This is a genomic window from Sphingomonas sp. PP-CE-1A-559 (assembly GCF_004340965.1).
GTDB lineage: Bacteria > Pseudomonadota > Alphaproteobacteria > Sphingomonadales > Sphingomonadaceae > Sphingomonas.
The window spans coordinates 20,818-36,661 of the sequence record NZ_SLYA01000007.1; the positions used below are offsets into that span (position 1 = coordinate 20,818).

15 protein-coding genes and 1 tRNA gene are annotated in these 15,844 nt (G+C 65.8%); 8 read left to right on the forward strand and 8 right to left on the reverse strand.

Annotation, left to right across the window (positions count from 1 at the left end; translation table 11 throughout):
* Window positions 1–3,501 (reverse strand): DNA polymerase III subunit alpha, encoded by a 3,501-nt coding sequence (gene dnaE / locus C8J42_RS16395; protein WP_133020922.1) that lies wholly within the window; start codon window positions 3,499–3,501, stop codon window positions 1–3.
* Between the two features lie 106 nt (window positions 3,502–3,607).
* Between dnaE and C8J42_RS16400 the strand changes: the two genes are divergently transcribed.
* Window positions 3,608–4,201, forward strand: a complete 594-nt coding sequence (locus C8J42_RS16400; protein WP_133020923.1) for an HdeD family acid-resistance protein — start codon at window positions 3,608–3,610, stop codon at window positions 4,199–4,201.
* Between the two features lie 241 nt (window positions 4,202–4,442).
* Here the strand turns inward: C8J42_RS16400 and C8J42_RS16405 are convergent, their stop codons facing one another.
* The 6 genes from C8J42_RS16405 to C8J42_RS16430 form a co-directional block, all read right to left on the reverse strand.
* Window positions 4,443–4,922 (reverse strand): glutathione peroxidase, encoded by a 480-nt coding sequence (locus C8J42_RS16405; protein WP_133020924.1) that lies wholly within the window; start codon window positions 4,920–4,922, stop codon window positions 4,443–4,445.
* Entirely contained in the window at window positions 4,919–5,515 is a 597-nt protein-coding gene (locus tag C8J42_RS16410) for a GNAT family protein (protein ID WP_133020925.1), read from the reverse strand. Before C8J42_RS16410 ends, C8J42_RS16405 begins: the two co-directional genes overlap by 4 nt.
* Entirely contained in the window at window positions 5,512–6,225 is a 714-nt protein-coding gene (locus C8J42_RS16415) for an ABC transporter ATP-binding protein (RefSeq protein ID WP_133020926.1), read from the reverse strand. The genes C8J42_RS16410 and C8J42_RS16415 overlap by 4 nt, the downstream gene beginning before the upstream one ends.
* Window positions 6,218–7,468, reverse strand: coding sequence for a lipoprotein-releasing ABC transporter permease subunit (locus tag C8J42_RS16420; protein WP_056489550.1), 1,251 nt, complete (start codon window positions 7,466–7,468; stop codon window positions 6,218–6,220). Before C8J42_RS16420 ends, C8J42_RS16415 begins: the two co-directional genes overlap by 8 nt.
* 731 nt (window positions 7,469–8,199) lie before the next feature.
* Window positions 8,200–9,198, reverse strand: a complete 999-nt coding sequence (gene rsgA, locus C8J42_RS16425) for a ribosome small subunit-dependent GTPase A (RefSeq protein WP_133020927.1) — start codon at window positions 9,196–9,198, stop codon at window positions 8,200–8,202.
* Window positions 9,199–9,351: 153 nt separating this feature from the next.
* Window positions 9,352–9,441: transfer RNA gene (locus tag C8J42_RS16430), tRNA-Ser, on the reverse strand.
* Window positions 9,442–9,597: 156 nt separating this feature from the next.
* Between C8J42_RS16430 and hspQ the strand changes: the two genes are divergently transcribed.
* From hspQ to C8J42_RS16450, 4 genes are all read left to right on the forward strand, one after another.
* Window positions 9,598–9,993, forward strand: coding sequence for a heat shock protein HspQ (gene hspQ, locus C8J42_RS16435; protein WP_056065959.1), 396 nt, complete (start codon window positions 9,598–9,600; stop codon window positions 9,991–9,993).
* Between the two features lie 237 nt (window positions 9,994–10,230).
* A complete protein-coding gene (rplU, locus tag C8J42_RS16440; protein WP_056065957.1) occupies window positions 10,231–10,575 on the forward strand; it encodes a 50S ribosomal protein L21 in 345 nt (114 codons plus the stop codon).
* A gap of 13 nt (window positions 10,576–10,588) precedes the next feature.
* Window positions 10,589–10,879 (forward strand): 50S ribosomal protein L27, encoded by a 291-nt coding sequence (gene rpmA, locus C8J42_RS16445; protein ID WP_133020928.1) that lies wholly within the window; start codon window positions 10,589–10,591, stop codon window positions 10,877–10,879.
* Between the two features lie 175 nt (window positions 10,880–11,054).
* Window positions 11,055–11,600, forward strand: coding sequence for a GNAT family protein (locus tag C8J42_RS16450; protein WP_243644533.1), 546 nt, complete (start codon window positions 11,055–11,057; stop codon window positions 11,598–11,600).
* 278 nt (window positions 11,601–11,878) lie between these two features.
* Here C8J42_RS16450 and C8J42_RS16455 read toward each other — a convergent pair whose 3' ends face one another.
* Complete coding sequence (locus C8J42_RS16455; RefSeq protein ID WP_133020929.1) at window positions 11,879–12,748, reverse strand: metal-dependent hydrolase; 870 nt, start codon at window positions 12,746–12,748, stop codon at window positions 11,879–11,881.
* A gap of 63 nt (window positions 12,749–12,811) precedes the next feature.
* Between C8J42_RS16455 and C8J42_RS16460 the strand changes: the two genes are divergently transcribed.
* From C8J42_RS16460 to proB, 3 genes are all read left to right on the forward strand, one after another.
* Window positions 12,812–13,411 carry a TetR/AcrR family transcriptional regulator gene (locus tag C8J42_RS16460; protein WP_133020930.1) on the forward strand — a complete coding sequence of 200 codons (600 nt, stop codon included), beginning with the start codon at window positions 12,812–12,814 and terminating at the stop codon, window positions 13,409–13,411.
* A 66-nt stretch (window positions 13,412–13,477) separates the two neighbouring features.
* Window positions 13,478–14,524, forward strand: a complete 1,047-nt coding sequence (gene obgE, locus C8J42_RS16465; protein ID WP_133020931.1) for a GTPase ObgE — start codon at window positions 13,478–13,480, stop codon at window positions 14,522–14,524.
* 148 nt (window positions 14,525–14,672) lie between these two features.
* The gene (gene proB / locus C8J42_RS16475) at window positions 14,673–15,773 is read left to right on the forward strand and encodes a glutamate 5-kinase (protein ID WP_133020932.1); all 1,101 of its coding nucleotides are present in this window, start codon (window positions 14,673–14,675) and stop codon (window positions 15,771–15,773) included.
* Window positions 15,774–15,844: the final 71 nt, after the last annotated feature.

The window sequence follows — 15,844 nt, forward strand, 5'->3', positions numbered from 1 at the left end:
TTATCCGACTAGAGCGAGCCTCGTTTCCGAGGTCTTCATCTCCACCTTGGCGACACCGTGCAACGACTCGATGTGCTCGACAAGCTCTCCGTCGAGGAGGAAGTCGCGACCCAGCAGGATGCAGACCTCGCCGTCGGGCAGTTGCGCACGGACTCGCACCTCGCCTCGCGCGCCGCGATGCTCGGCCAAAAGCGATGCGAGGCCGGCGAAGGCGGTCATGTCGGAGATCGTCACGACCACCTGGAAGCGTGCCAAGTTGGCGAGGCCTTCGAACGGCTGGATGCGCTTGATGCTGACGCGCGGCGTGTCCTCGCCGGGCTTGCGATCGAGCTCGACGGTAATGAGCCCGCAGCCGCCGGCCTTTGCCGCTTCCTCCAGATCCTTCGAGACCTGGTCGTCGAAGCAGGTCGCCATGAACTGGCCACTCGCGTCGGAGCATTGCGCCATCATGAAGCGCTTGCCGCGCGCGGAAGTGCGGTAGCGGGCGTCCTCGACCAGCACCGCCATCGTCGCGCCGGCGCGGCTGCCGTCGTCGGGGATATTGAGCTCCGACAGCGCGGTGTAGGCGCGGGCGCCATGGCTGACCGCGATATGGCGGTGACGATCGACCGGGTGCGCGGAGAAATAGAAGCCGAACGCCTCCTTCTCCTGATCCATGCGCTGGCTGAGCGTCCAGCGGACCGATGGCGGCAGCTTGATCGCGTCGCCGGCGGGTTCGGCGTCCCCGAACAGGCCGCCCTGCCCGCTGGTCTTCTGTTCGTGCGTGCGCGCGGCGATCGCGAGGATCGTCTCGGCGGTGGCGTGGATGCCGGCGCGGTTCTGATCGAGGCCGTCGAAGGCACCGGCGGCGGCGAGCGTTTCGAGCTGGCGCTTGTTGAGCAGGCGCGGGTCGACTCGCTTGGCGAGGTCGTCGAGGCCGGCGAACGGGCCGTTCTGGACACGCTCGACGATGAGCTTTTCCATCGCGCCTTCGCCGACCGATTTCAGTGCGCCGAGGGCATAGCGGACGGCGAGGTTGTTCTCCTCGACGTCGGGCAGTACCTCGACGTCGAACTCGGCCTGGCTTGCGTTGATGCAGGGCGGCAGCGCGGTGATCCCGAGACGGCGCATGTCGTCGGTGAAGATCGCGAGCTTGTCGGTCTGGTGCAGATCGTAGCACATCGAGGCGGCGAAGAATTCGTGCGGGTGGTGCGCCTTCAGCCACGCGGTCTGGTACGCGAGCAGCGCGTAAGCCGCGGCGTGGCTCTTGTTGAAGCCGTAGCCGGCAAACTTGTCGATCAAGTCGAACAGCGCGTTCGCCTCGGCCTTCTTGATGCCGTTGACGCTCAGGCAACCCTCGACGAAGCCCGCGCGCTGCGCGTCCATCTCGGCCTTCACCTTCTTGCCCATCGCGCGGCGCAGCAGATCGGCGCCGCCGAGCGAGAAGCCCGCCAGCACCTGGGCTGCCTGCATGACCTGTTCCTGGTAGACGAAGATCCCGTAGGTCTCCGCCAGGATCGGTTCGAGCAGCGGGTGCGGGTAGTCGATCGCCTCGGTGCCGTTCTTGCGGCGGCCGAACGACGGGATGTTGTCCATCGGGCCCGGTCGATAGAGCGACACGAGCGCGATGATATCGCCGAAATTGGACGGGCGGACGGCGGACAGCGTGCGGCGCATGCCCTCCGACTCAAGCTGGAACACGCCGACCGTGTCGCCCTTTTGCAGGAGCGCGTAGACGCCGGTGTCGTCCCATTCGAGCGCGTCGAGATCGACGGTCAGGCCGCGCTTGGCGAGCAGTTGCACCGCCTTCTGCAACACAGACAGCGTCTTGAGCCCGAGGAAATCGAACTTCACCAGGCCCGCGCCTTCGACATATTTCATGTCGAACTGCGTGACGGGCATGTCGGAGCGCGGATCGCGGTAGAGCGGGACGAGCTGTGCGAGCGGGCGGTCGCCGATGACCACGCCGGCGGCGTGGGTGGAGGAGTGGCGAGGCAGGCCCTCCAGCTTCATTGCCAGATCGAGCAGCTTCCGGACGCCGTTGTCGTTGGCATATTCCTTCGCGAGTTCGCCGACGCCGTTCAGCGCGCGCTCCAACGTCCAGGGATCGGTCGGGTGGTTGGGGACAAGCTTCGCCAGCCGGTCGATCTGGCCGTAGCTCATCTGCAACACGCGGCCGGTGTCCTTGAGCACCGCGCGCGCCTTCAGCTTCCCGAAGGTGATGATCTGCGCGACCTGATCGCGGCCGTATTTCTCCTGGACGTAGCGAATCACCTCGACACGGCGGGTTTCGCAGAAATCGATGTCGAAATCGGGCATCGACACGCGTTCCGGGTTCAGGAAGCGCTCGAACAGCAGGCCCAGTTTGATCGGGTCGAGATCGGTGATCGTCAGCGACCAGGCGACGACCGAGCCTGCGCCCGAACCACGGCCCGGGCCGACCGGGATGTCGTGGTCCTTCGCCCATTTGATGAAGTCGGCGACGATCAGGAAGTAGCCTGGGAAGCCCATCTGGACGATCACGTCGACCTCGAACGCGAGCCGCTTGCGGTACACGTCGCGCCAGCCGTCTTCGCCTTCGCCGTGGAGTTCGGCGATGCGGGCGAGGCGGGCTTCGAGACCGGCTTCGGCGTCGTCGCGGAGGAGCTTTGCCTCACCCTCGATGTCACCGGCTAGGCTGGGGAGGATCGGCTTCCGATACGGTGCCATCACCGCGCAGCGCTGCGCGACGACGAGCGTGTTGGCGATCGCCTCGGGCAGGTCGGCGAACATCTCGTGCATGACCGGCGCGGGCTTCATCCAGGCTTCGGGACAGCTGCGGATGCGGTCCTCGGTCTCGACATAGGTCGAGTGCGCGATGCAGAGCATGGCGTCGTGCGCGTCGCCGAATGCGCTCTCGGTGAAGCAGCACGGATTGGTCGCGACCAGCGGCAGGTTGCGCTCATAGGCGATGTCGATGAGGTCCGTTTCGGCCGCCGTCTCGATCGCGTCGTTGCGGCGCGAGAGTTCGATGTAGAGGCGGTCGCCGAACAGCCCTTGCAGGCGATCGAGATAGGCGCGGGCGCGGGCGGGCTGGCCTTCCGCGAACAGACGGGCGAGGCCGCCTTCGCCGCCTGCGGTGAGCGCGATCAGGCCGTCGGTGTGGCGTTCTAGTGCGGCGAAGTCGACGTGCGCGGGCATCTCGATCGGGCGGTCGAGATGCGCCATCGAGACGAGCGCGCAGAGATTGTCGTAGCCGGTCATGGTCTGCGCGTAGAGCGCGAGCCAGTCGAACTGCGTCGCGACGCCGTCGGGCATGTCGGGACGGCCGACGCCGAGCATCACGCCGATGATCGGCTGGACGCCATCCTTCTTGGCGGCGTCGGAATAGGCCATCGCGGCGTAGAGCCCGTTGCGATCGGTCAGCGCGGCGGCGGGAAAGCCCAGCGCGCGCGCCTGCTTGGCGATTGCCTTGGGATCGATGGCGCCGTCGAGCATGGTGTAGCAGGAGAAAACGCGGAGGGGGACGTAACCGGAATGCATCGACCGGAGGTAGGCGCTGCGGTGCGATTCGACCAGCGCCGTTGAGTCCGATCGGAACCGCGGACACGACGAGCCGTTGCGGCGGGGACTTCTGGGAGCATTATACATGACCGATCCACGCGGGCACTTTGCCGATACCGAAACCACGGCTGCGGGGACGCCTCGTGCGGGGGCCGGCTGGGGGTGGATCCTGGCCTACGGCGTGCTGTCGGTGGTGCTCGGGATCATGGCGTTCGCATCGCCGTTTTCCGCGACCTATGCCGCGACTCTGGTGATCGGGGCGTTCCTGATTGCGGCCGGGATCGTGTCGATCGTGTCGGGGTTTGCCGGCAAGGGACACGAAGGGCGCGGCTACGCGATCGGGTTTGGGCTGGTGTCGCTGGTGATCGGGCTGATCATGGCGTTCGAGCCGGCGACGGGCGCGATCTCGCTGACGTTGCTGATTGCGGTTTGGCTGGGTGTGCGCGGCGCGTTGGAGATCGGGCTTGGCGCGCGGTTTCGGCGGGGCATGGGGCTGATGATCGCGCTGGGTGTGGTGAACATACTGCTGGCGGTGATCGTGTTGGCGACGCTGCCTTGGTCGGCGTTGACGTTGCCGGGGTATGTGCTGGGGATCAGCTTCCTGTTTGGCGGGGTGACTTCGGTTGCTTCGGCCCTCGCGCACAAGAAGGGCGCACCGGCGTTTTCGGTGACCGCCTGACTTTCCCCGCGAACTGCTTGTTCTCCCGCGAAGGCGGGAGTCCAGTCTGGGCCCCCGCCTTCGCGGGGGAACACGCTACGTTGGGATGCTTGGCCTCTCCTCGCGAGAAAGCGCCACCCCGGCGAAGGCCGGGGCCCAATTGGTGAGGTTGCAGTAACGGAGCGCAGCGGTCTTCACCGCCGTCCCCCAATTGGGCCCCGGCCTTCGCCGGGGTGGTGGTGTGGGGTGGTGCCCCTGTGGGTTAGAGCAGCTTCTCGATATCCTTGCGGATGTCCTCGGGCTTGGTCGTCGGGGCGTAGCGGTCCACCACCGCCCCATCGCGACCGACAAGGAACTTGGTGAAGTTCCACTTGATCGCCTTCGACCCGAGCACGCCCGGCGCGTCGGACTTCAGCCGCTCGAACAGCGGGTCGGCCCCTGCCCCGTTGACGTCGATCTTCGCGAAGACCGGGAACGTCACGTCGTAGGTCAGCGTGCAGAAATTGGCGATCTCCGCCGCGTCGCCGGGTTCCTGCCCGCCAAACTGGTTGCACGGGAACGCGAGGACTTCGAAACCCCGATCGGCATAGTCACGATGGAGTGCTTCGAGGCCGTCATATTGGGGGGTGAAGCCGCATTTTGAGGCGGTGTTGACGATCAACAGCACCTTGCCGCGGTGGGGTTCGAGCGAAGTCGCTGTGCCGTCGGCGTTTTTTACGGTGAAGTCGGTGATCGCGGTCATGGGCGGTCCTCGTTTCGCGCGAGCAGATACGTCAGGTTCTGACGCACGCCGGGCCATTCGTGGCGGAGGATGCTGTAGACGACCGTGTCGCGCAAGCGGCCGTCGGCCATCACTTGGTGCCCGCGCAGTATGCCGTCGCGCTTGGCGCCTAGGCGTTCGATCGCGCGTTGAGAGTTCTTGTTGAGCGAGTCGGTGCGAATCTGGACGCATTCGCAGCCGAGTGATTCGAAGGCGTGGGTCAGCAGCATCAGCTTGGCTTCGGTGTTGACGCCGGAGCGCTGTACGGACTTGGCGTAGAAGGTGCCGCCGATCTCGACTCGCTTGTTGCCCTCGTTCATCCGCATGAAGCGCGTGGTGCCGACGACGGTCCCGCCGGCCACCACCGCAAACAGTCGCGCCCGCCCGAAGTCCTGTTCGCGCAACGCGGCGTCGAGCCAGCGGTCGGGTGCCTTCATCATCGCGACGTTGGCGTAGAATGTGTCCCACAAATTGTCCGCCGACGCGGCCGCGACCAGCGCGTCCATGTCGTCGGCAACCAGCGGACGAAGCGTGACGTGACGCCCGGTCAGCGTCGGCGTCTCGCCCCAGGTCACGCTAGGCGTCCCTCGTGCAGTCGCAGCACGCGGTCCATGCGGGCCGCGAGCCGCTCGTTGTGCGTCGCGACCACCGCCGCGGTGCCCTGTTCGCGGACCAGACGGATGAACTCAGCGAAGACGATGTCGGCGGTATGCTCGTCGAGGTTGCCGGTCGGCTCGTCCGCCAGCACCAGCGCGGGCTTGTTGGCAAGCGCGCGGGCGACCGCAACGCGCTGTTGCTCACCGCCGGAGAGCTGGCTCGGGCGGTGCGTCAGGCGGTGGCCGAGACCGAGTTGCGTCAACAACTGCGCGGCGCGCGCGTCCGCCTCGGCCCGCGTCGCACCGTGGACGAGTTGCGGGAGGACGACGTTCTCGGTCGCGTTGAAGTCCGGCAGCAGGTGGTGGAACTGATAGACGAAGCCGAGGCTGTCGCGGCGCACCACGGTCCGCTCATGCGCGTTGAGCTTGGCCGCCTCGGTGCCCGCGATCCTGATCGATCCCTGAAAGCCGCCCTCGAGCAGGCCCACGGCTTGCAACAGAGTCGACTTGCCCGAGCCCGACGGCCCGAGCAGCGCGACGATCTCGCCCGGTGCGATCGCGAGGTCGACGCCGCGCAGGACGTCGATCGTCGCGCCACCCTGCGTGAAGCTCTTGGTCAGCCCGCTGGTCTGGAGGACGTAATCGTCGAACTTCTCGATCTGGCGATCGATTTTGAGGCCTTCATTCATAACGCAGCACCTGCACGGGGTCGGTACTCGCCGCTTTCCAGGCCGGATAGAGCGTTGCGAGGAAGCTGAAGACGAGCGCCATCAGCGCGATCACGACGATCTCGACGGGGTCGGTCTTCGACGGGAGTTCGGTCAGATAGCGGATCGACGGATCCCACAAATTCTGGCCGGTGAGGAGCTGGACGAAGTTCACGACGCCCTGTCGGTAGAACAGGAAGATGAAGCCGAGCACGAGGCCCGCGACCGTGCCGAGCGCCCCGATGGTGGTGCCGACGACGATGAAGATCCGCATCATCGAGCCGCGCGTCGCGCCCATCGTCCGCAGGATCGCGATGTCGCGCGTCTTGGCGCGGACCAGCATGATCAGCGACGAGAGGATGTTGAACACCGCGACCAGGATGATGATCGACAGCACGGTGAACATCGCGACGCGCTCGACCGCGAGTGCCTCGAACAGCTGGGCGTTCATCGTCCGCCAATCGGCGATCACCGCGTTGCCGCCGATCTTGTCCGCGAGCGGCTTCAGGATCTCGCCGACGCGGTCCGCGTCGACCGTCTTCAGCTCGACCATGCCGGCGGCGTCGCCCATCAGGAGGAGCGTCTGCGCGTCCTCGATCGGCATGATGATGTACGCCTTGTCGTAATCATAGACGCCGATCTCGAAGATCGCGCCGACCGTGTAGCTGACGATCCGCGGGACCGTGCCGAACGGCGTCGTCTGGCCCTGCGGGCTGAACAGCGAAATCTCCGAACCGACCTGCGCACCGAGCGATTCGGCGAGCCGCGAGCCGATAGCGATCCGGCCGGACCCTTGCGTGATCGACTGGAGCGAACCCATCACGACCTTGTTGCTGATCGTCGAATTGCGGCGGATGTCGTCGACACGCATCCCGCGCACCAGCACCGCCTCGGCACGGCCGTTATAGGTAGCGGCGAGCGGCTGTTCGATCAGCGGCAGCGCGCTGGTGACGCCCGGCGTCTTCTGCGCCTGCGCGACGATCTCGCGCCAGTCGGGGAGCCGGTTGCCGACGCCCTGCACCACCGCATGGCCGTTGAGCCCGACGATCTTGTCGAACAGCTCGGCGCGAAAGCCGTTCATCACGCTCATCACGATCACCAGCGCGGCGACGCCGAGCATGACCGCGACCAGGCTGATCGAGGCGACGAGGAAGATGAACGCCTCACCCTTGCCCGGCAGCAGATAGCGGCGGGCTATCATCCGTTCGTAGCGGGACAGGATCATGGGCGGCCAGGTTCGATCGTTAGGGATAGAGTGCAGCGGCTCTAGGACGCGGCCCGTTGCGAGGCAACTGTCGGGCCGGTTCTGAGGCCGGTGCGTGGCGGTGTGCTCGGCGTGCGGCGCCCCCCTCGTCCAGGGCCGGGTCAGTCCCGATCCGGAGGTGTCTAGATTGGTCTGTTGCGTAATCGCCACAGGCGCAGTTCAATCGTGAGCCGCCTCGCGCAAAGACCGTGACAAAATCCACGGACATAACTAGCAACAAACTCGCTGAGACACAGGCAACGGCCGTGGTTCGGGGACTGCTTTTCCGCTCCGTCGCAAGACGAGATGCGAGAGCAAAAAAATGGGGGCTGACGAGCGATCGTCACGCAGGCGCCCGGATCGGCAACGGTCCGGGCGTTTGCTTGTCCGGCATAGTTCACCGCAGCGATCTATACTTTGAAACATCTTCGTTTGCTGCCTACCCAATGCCGTCGAGCCAATAACGACAGTCTCTAGGGCTAATCGATATTCAGCTTGAGGCGCGCCGGTCCTAAAACCACTCAGTCACCCCGGACTCGTTCCGGGGCCCACCGTTCCGCAAGCTAAATTCTATCGATTTTGCGGCACCGTGGATGCCGGAACCAGTCCGGCATGACAGGAAAAGCGCTGACCTAGCGCCTCAAGCCGAATGTCGATCCGTCCAAGTTCTCATCCGGTGGACATCGCCGGGATGCCCAACGGCATCCCGGCCGTCAGCGGGTCCGGCGCTTGGTAAGCCGTGACGCGGCGCCGTTTTCTTCCGCGTTGAGCTTGCGCCAGCGTTCGAAGCGGTCCGGCGCCAGCGTCCCCGCAGCGATCGCCGCCTGAATCGCGCACCCCGGCTCGACGCCGTGCGAACAGTCGGCGAAGCGGCATTCCTGCGCGAGCAGCGCGATATCGTCGAACACCTCGGCCAGCCCGGTCGCCGCCTCCGACAATTGCAGTTCGCGCATACCGGGAAGGTCGAGCAGCCAGCCGCCCTGGTCGAGCCGGTGCATCTCGCGCACCGTCGTCGTGTGACGGCCGGTACCGTCCTTGACCCGCACCGCCTGCGTTCCGATGCTGTCCGATCCCCGCAACGCGTTGACGAGCGTGGATTTGCCGACGCCGGACGAGCCGAGGAACGCGACGGTCTTGCCGGGCCCGCACCATGCCGCCAGCCGCTTGACGTCGGCCCGGTCGCGCCCGTCCACCGTTTCGACGAGCAATCCCGGCTCGATCGCGCGCGCGGCGGCGGCGAACTCCTCGGGCGTGTCGGTCAGGTCGGCCTTGGTGAGGACGACGACCGGGGGCACCCCCACCTCGCGCGCCAGCACGAGATAGCGCTCGAGCCGGGCGATGCTGAAATCTTGGTTGCACGATGCGACGATGAAGACGGTGTCGACATTGGCGGCGATCATCTGATCTTTCCGCGGATCGGCCGGCGAGCGTCGCTTGAACAGGTTCATGCGGCGAAGGACGCGCGTCGCCTCCTGCGTGCGATCGTCGATCAGCAGCCAGTCGCCGACCGTCGGGTGATCGTCGGTCGGCTGCGCGCCTGCGATATAGGGCGAGACGAAACCGTCCGATTTGGCGCCGGAAACCGCGATCTTGCCGCGGTGCACGGCCATCACGCGGACAGGGTGGCCGTGGAGACGCTCGTCCTCGGTCAGCTGGTCCGCGAAATGCGCAGTCCAGCCAAGGTCTGCCAGAGTCTGGTCGGTCGATATCATAGGCTTGGTGCGGCATCCTTCTCGACGACGCGGCGGCGGTCGTACCGCCCATCGTCTAGGCCGCGACGGAGGGCATTGCCATCGCCGTATGCACGCGCGACCGCGCAATGGCGGTGCGCCTGACGGCGAATGTCCGGTGGTATAGGGAATAAATGGCGGAGAGGGTGGGATTCGAACCCACGGTACCCTCGCGGGTACGCCGCATTTCGAGTGCGGTACGTTCGACCACTCTGCCACCTCTCCGCAGGTCATCCGAAGCTCTGCGAACAGCGCCTCCGATCGGTCGAAGCGCGGCCTCTAATGAAAGGGCCCCAGCGATGCAAGAGGGTTTTGAGCGCTCCGGGCGCCGCTCGACGCGTTTTCCTTGTGCGGCGCAAAACAAACCCTAAATTGGCGGATATGCCCCGACACGACAGTATCGCTCACGACATCACCCGCCCGATCGTGCCCGCCGAGGTGGTCGCACCGCCGGTTTCGCACGCGAATTTCTCGATCGGCGACGTCGTGCGGCATCGGCTGTTCGATTTTCGCGGGGTGATCTTCGACGTGGATCCGGTGTTTGCGAACAGCGACGAATGGTATGCTGCGATTCCCGAGGATATTCGGCCGCGGAAGGACCAGCCCTTCTACCATCTGCTCGCGGAGAACATGGAGTCGAGCTACGTCGCCTATGTGAGCCAGCAGAATCTGGTGCCGGACGATAGCGACGAGCCGGTCGACCACCCGGCGATCGATGGGCTGTTCAGTGAATATGCGGATGGTCGGTACGCGCTGCGGCAGGTTCATCGGCATTAAAGGCGAATCGCTTAGCTTGTAAAAAGCTTGTTCTCCCGCGAAGGCGGGAGCCCAGACTGGGCCCCCGCCTTCGCGGGGAAACAATTCTCTGCCTCGCCGGTGGGTAGCACCTCGCGCTAAACCACCCTTTACCGCCCCTTCGCGGTTGACAACCCTCCCCCCCTCGCTTAGCTGCCCGGCTTCTTCCGGCGGACCCTGCGTTCGTGGGATACACGTATTTGGAAAGTGACAAGGGCCATGTTCGCAGTCGTGCGCACGGGCGGCAAGCAGTATCGCGTCGCCGCCGGAGATAAGATCGTCATCGAGAAGATCGAGGGCGATGCAGGTGCGTCGGTGACGCTGGGTGACGTATTGCTGGCGGGCGAAGGCTCCGAGCTGCGGTCCGTCGAGGGCTTCGTCGTCGCTGCAGAGATCATCGCGCAGGCGAAGGCGGACAAGGTCATCGTCTTCAAGAAGCGTCGTCGTCATAACTATCGTCGTAAGAACGGCCATCGCCAGCAGCATACGATCCTGAAGATCGTCAGCGTTGGTGGCCAGACCGCCAAGCAGACCGAGGCTGATGCCCCGGCCGCTCAGGCATAAGGAGTAGCTTCAGATGGCACATAAGAAAGCAGGCGGCTCTTCGCGCAACGGTCGCGATTCGGCCGGTCGTCGCCTCGGCGTCAAGAAGTTCGGTGGCCAGGCGTGCGTCGCCGGCAACATTCTCGTGCGTCAGCGCGGGACGAAGTTCTACCCGGGCACGAACGTCGGTATCGGTACCGACCACACGCTGTTCGCGCTGGTCGATGGCCGCGTCGTGTTCAGCCAGGGCAAACTCGGTCGCAAGTTCTGCTCGGTCGAGCTGGCAGCGAACGACACGGCAGAGATGGCAGCAGCAGCCGAATAAACATCGGGTAACCATCCGGGTTGCCCACCAGGGTGACCCGGGTCGCGAAAGCGAACCTGAACAAGGGAGACGGGTCACCCCGGCTCCCTTTTTTATTGCTCCCTCCACGCGGCTGTCGCGGTCCCGTCATCCCGACGTGGCATGCGCGCAGCCAATGACGCGATAGGAGAGAGCCGTGTTCGCGCGCACCAAGAGACTGACATTGCGGCCGGGTTGGCCGGAAGATGCGCCTGCACTGGCGCGGGCGATCGGCCATGAGTCGGTGGTCGCTAAGCTGAGCCGCGTGCCATGGCCGTATGCGCTGAGCGATGCCGAGGCGTTTCTGGCGCAGCCGCGTGGGCCGCACGATCCCCATTTCATGATCGAGACGATGGAAGCGGGCACGCCGCGACTCGTCGGCGGGATCGGTATCCGCGCGGCGGATGCAGGGCATGAGCTTGGCTATTGGCTGGCGCCGGACGCCTGGGGTCGCGGCTATGCGACCGAGGCTGGCGAGGCGGTGGTGGCGATGGCGCGGCATGCGCTGGGCCTGCACCGGCTGGATGCGTTCCATTTCGTCGATAACCCGGCGTCGGGACGCGTGCTGGCGAAGCTAGGGTTTCGGCCTACGGGGCGGGTCGAGGCTCGGACTTCGCGGGGGCGTGGGGGTGAGGCTCCTGCGGTGATGTTCGAGCTGGATCTGGATGACGATCGATGTGCGCCGATGCCTTTGGCGGCTTGAGTCGCGCGACCATTATGGATCGGCACCACCCCGGCGAAGGCCGGGGCCCAATTGGAAAGGTCGCAGTAACGGAGCGCTGACCTCCGTTAGAAGCGTCCCCCAATTGGGCCCCGGCCTTCGCCGGGGTGGTGCTTCAGTTTATGTGGGTAGCCCCTCAGCAATAGCTGTTCCCCCGCGAAGGCGGGGGTCCAGGAATCACGGGCGGTGGTGCTTGGTATCCTGGGCTCCCGCCTTCGCGGGAGAACTGGGAAAGGAGGGAGAGGCCTCGAGCCCAGGGCTCAGGCCACCGCGACCGCCCGCTTCGCAACCGGCAACACCGCCGCCTCATACTCGCTCTCCGCCAGCCCGATCAGCGCGCGGTCGTCGTGCTTCCACGGGTGGAACCCCGGCAGGAAATACGCCGCCCACACACCCGCGATCTTGCGCGCCATCCCTGGATTGCCGAACGCGTACCACGCCATCCGCGCCCACACTCTCGGCCCGGTAAGCCCGTCCTGTCGCAACAATTCCGCCATCCCCCGTGCGCGTCCGGTGAAGAACCGCCACGTCGTGATCAGCATCACCAGCGACTTCACCCGCCAGCGCGTGAAGCGCGGCCAATCGCGAGTTGCGTGCAGCCATGTGTCGTAGGCGACACCCTTGTGCTCGATCTCCTCGGCGGCATGCCACAGCCAGAGCGCCGCCGCCTGCTGGTCCCCGCCCGCGAGATGCTTCGGATTCGCGATCAGTTCATGCGCCAGCATCGCGGTGAAATGCTCGAGCGCGGTGGTGGCGGCGAGGCTCGCGATCTCGGGGCGGCCCTTGGTCAGCGCCAGCGCCGCGTCGACGTCCACGATCAGCGGCGCGACGTCATACCCCTGGTCGGTGACGTGGCGGTTGAACGCGACGTGCTCGCGCGTGTGGATCACCTCCTGCTTGATGAAGGCGTTGATCTCGGCGTGGAGTTTCGGCGGCGTGCCCTCGCGAAACTTCCGGACGCTGTCGACGAAATAGCCCTCGCCCTTCGGAAACGTCACCGACAGCGCGTTGTAGAACGCCGTCGCTACGGAATCGTCGTTCAGCCACCAGCGACGAATCGCGGCACCGCGGCCGAAGCGGCGGTCGCGTGGGGTGATCGTCAGATCGGCAGGCGTGGTTGCTTTCGCCACGGAAACCTCCAAACAGGAATGAACACTCGTTACTTACATTGATGTAAATAGGTTTTCCGGTCCGTGACGTCAACACCGCGCAAGCGCCTCTCCCCCACCGAATCGCGTGAAGCCGCCGTCGAGGCTGCGCGGGCCCTGCTCGTCGAAAGCGGCCCCAGCGCCGTCACGCTAAAGGCTGTGGCAGGTCGCGTCGGGCGGACGCACGCCAACCTGCTCCACCATTTTGGCTCGGCGGAAGCGCTGCATACTGCGCTGATCACGCGGATGGCAGCGGACATCGTCGGGACGATCGGCGCCGCGGTGCTGCGCGTGCGGGCGGGCGAGTTGGATCCACGCGAGGTCGTCGAGATGACCTTCGACGCATTCGGCAAGGGCGGCGCGGGCGCGCTGGCGAGCTGGATGATCCTGTCGGGCAATACCAATGCGCTCGATCCGATCCTGACCGCGATCCACGACCTCGTCGACGAGCTGGCAGAGGGTGACATGCCCGGCGATCAGCCGATCCAGGAGCAGACGTTGACGCTGGTGCTGATGGCACTCGGCGATGCGCTGATGGGGGCGCCGATGGCGCGCGCGCTGGGGCTGCCGGTCGGCAAGGCACGCGAACTCGCGCTCGATGCGTTGCTCGCCAGCAAGGACGCCGCCGCCCCTTCCCGCTGCTGAACCACTCGAACTGCCGGCCGAATCGCAGAGGGTGGAGATTTTCGCCAATTTCGCTATGGGGCGGCGATGCATTTTCTAGACCAAGCCAAGATCTACGTACGTTCGGGTGAGGGCGGCCCCGGTGCCGTCAGCTTCCGCCGCGAGAAATATATCGAATATGGCGGCCCCGATGGCGGCAATGGCGGCAAGGGCGGCGACATCGTGTTCGAATGCATCGCCGGCCTGAACACGCTGATCGACTTCCGCTACACGCAGCATTTCCGCGCGCCACGCGGCTCGGGTGGTTCGGGCTCGAACCGCACCGGCGCAGGCGGCAAGGATCTCGTCATCCGCGTTCCCCTTGGCACGCAGGTGCTGTCGGAGGACAAGGAAGAGGTGCTGATCGACTTCACCGAGGTCGGCCAGCGCGAAGTGCTGTTCCGTGGCGGCGACGGCGGGCGCGGCAATGCGAGCTACAAGACCTCGACCAACCGTACCCCGCGCCAGCACGGCACCGGCTGGCCGTTCGGCGAGGCGTGGGTCTGGCTGCGGCTGAAGCTGCTCGCCGATGCGGGCCTCGTGGGCTTGCCGAATGCGGGCAAGTCGACCTTCATCAACCAGGTGACGAACGCGCAGGCCAAGGTCGGCGAGTACGCCTTCACGACGACGCGGCCGCAGCTGGGCGTGGTGCGCCACAAGCAGCGCGAGTTCGTGATCGCGGATATTCCGGGGCTGATCCAGGGCGCGGCCGAAGGTGCGGGGATCGGCGACCGGTTCCTCGGGCATATCGAGCGTTGCCGGGTGCTGCTGCATCTGGTCGATGCGAACGACCGTGACGTGGCCGAATCGTACCGGATCGTGCGCGACGAGCTGGAGAATTACGGCGAGGGGCTCACCGACAAGAAGGTAATCGTCGCGCTGAACAAGATCGACATGCTCGATCCGGAGCTGATCGCGGCTCTGTCGGCGGAGCTGGCGGAAGCCAGTGGTGCCGAGGTGATGGCGATTTCGGGGGCGAGTGGTGCTGGTATCGAGGCGGTGCTGGACCAGCTGATCGAGGCGATCGGGCCGGCGGCGGGCGCGGCGAAGGAACTGGAAGAAGGCGAAGTGCCGGTCGCATGGTCGCCGCTCTGACGTCTTGCTTAGCCCTCTCCCCTACGGGGAGAGGGTTGGCTTTAGATTTCTCCCCTCCCGCTTGCGGGAGGGGTCGGGGGAGGGCTTTCTTGCCGACAGGTCACGCCCGCCCCTCCCCTAACCCCTCCCGCAAGTGGGAGGGGAATGCATGATGTTTCCACCGTCGTCTTGCGCGCGGCTGATCGTGAAGATCGGGTCGGCGTTGTTAGTCGATCCTGATGGGAGCGTTCGGCGGGGGTGGCTGAGCGGTCTCGTTGCCGACATTGCCGCTCGGACTGGTGAAGGCCAGCAGGTCGCGATCGTGTCGTCTGGCGCGATTGCCTTGGGCGCGCGCCGGCTTGGTCTCGCCAAGGGTGGGCGGGCGAGCCTCGAAGATGCGCAGGCGGCGGCCGCGACCGGTCAGATCGCGCTCAGCCAAGTCTGGGCCGAACTGCTCGCCGCGCAGGGGCTTAACGCAGCGCAGATACTCGTAACGCTCGACGATCTCGAAGACCGGCGACGCTATCTCAATGCCGCCGCGACGCTCAACCGGCTGTTGTCGCTGAAGGTCGTGCCCGTCATCAACGAGAACGACAGCGTCGCGACAGAGGAAATCCGCTTCGGTGACAATGACCGCCTCGCCGCCCGCGTCGCGCAGGCCGCCGGCGCGCAAGGCGTGATCCTACTGTCCGACGTCGACGGGCTCTACACCGCCAATCCGCATACCGATCCCTCCGCAACTCATATCGCCAGCGTGCCGCGGATCGATGCGGTGGCGGGGATGGCGGACGACGGGTCGGGCTCGGGAATGGGATCGGGTGGGATGGCCTCGAAGATCGCCGCGGCGCGGATCGCGACGGGTGCGGGTATTCCTTTGGCGATCGCGTCGGGCCGGATCGAGCACCCGCTGTCCACCCCTGCCCGGCACACGATCTTCACCGCCGAGCGGACTGCGTCTGCGCGGAAGGCTTGGTTGGCGGGCGGGCTGACCGCGAAGGGTGCGATCCATGTCGATGCGGGGGCTGCGGCTGCGCTTGGTCAGGGGCGGAGTTTGCTCGCCACGGGCGCGACACGGATCGACGGCGGTTTCACGCGGGGCGACCTCGTGACGATCGAAGGGCCGAGCGGGACTGTCGCACGGGGCCTTGCGGAATATGATGCGGCGGATACCGCACGCCTGCTTGGTCGACATAGCGACGATCATGCGGCCATCCTTGGCTACGCTCCAAGATCCGCGCTGGTGCATCGCAACCATCTGGCGCTCGTATGATCGGCCGGGCCTTGTTCACCCGCGAAGGCGAGTGTCCAGTCTGGGCACCCGCCTTCGCGGGTGAACATACT

Coding starts and splice junctions, on each gene's coding strand:
- dnaE (WP_133020922.1), bottom strand. CDS start 3,501: ATGCATTCCGGTTACGTCCCCCTCCGCGTTTTCTCCTGCTACACCATG.
- C8J42_RS16400 (WP_133020923.1), top strand. CDS start 3,608: ATGACCGATCCACGCGGGCACTTTGCCGATACCGAAACCACGGCTGCG.
- C8J42_RS16405 (WP_133020924.1), bottom strand. CDS start 4,922: ATGACCGCGATCACCGACTTCACCGTAAAAAACGCCGACGGCACAGCG.
- C8J42_RS16415 (WP_133020926.1), bottom strand. CDS start 6,225: ATGAATGAAGGCCTCAAAATCGATCGCCAGATCGAGAAGTTCGACGAT.
- C8J42_RS16420 (WP_056489550.1), bottom strand. CDS start 7,468: ATGATCCTGTCCCGCTACGAACGGATGATAGCCCGCCGCTATCTGCTG.
- rsgA (WP_133020927.1), bottom strand. CDS start 9,198: ATGATATCGACCGACCAGACTCTGGCAGACCTTGGCTGGACTGCGCAT.
- hspQ (WP_056065959.1), top strand. CDS start 9,598: ATGCCCCGACACGACAGTATCGCTCACGACATCACCCGCCCGATCGTG.
- rplU (WP_056065957.1), top strand. CDS start 10,231: ATGTTCGCAGTCGTGCGCACGGGCGGCAAGCAGTATCGCGTCGCCGCC.
- rpmA (WP_133020928.1), top strand. CDS start 10,589: ATGGCACATAAGAAAGCAGGCGGCTCTTCGCGCAACGGTCGCGATTCG.
- obgE (WP_133020931.1), top strand. CDS start 13,478: ATGCATTTTCTAGACCAAGCCAAGATCTACGTACGTTCGGGTGAGGGC.
- proB (WP_133020932.1), top strand. CDS start 14,673: ATGATGTTTCCACCGTCGTCTTGCGCGCGGCTGATCGTGAAGATCGGG.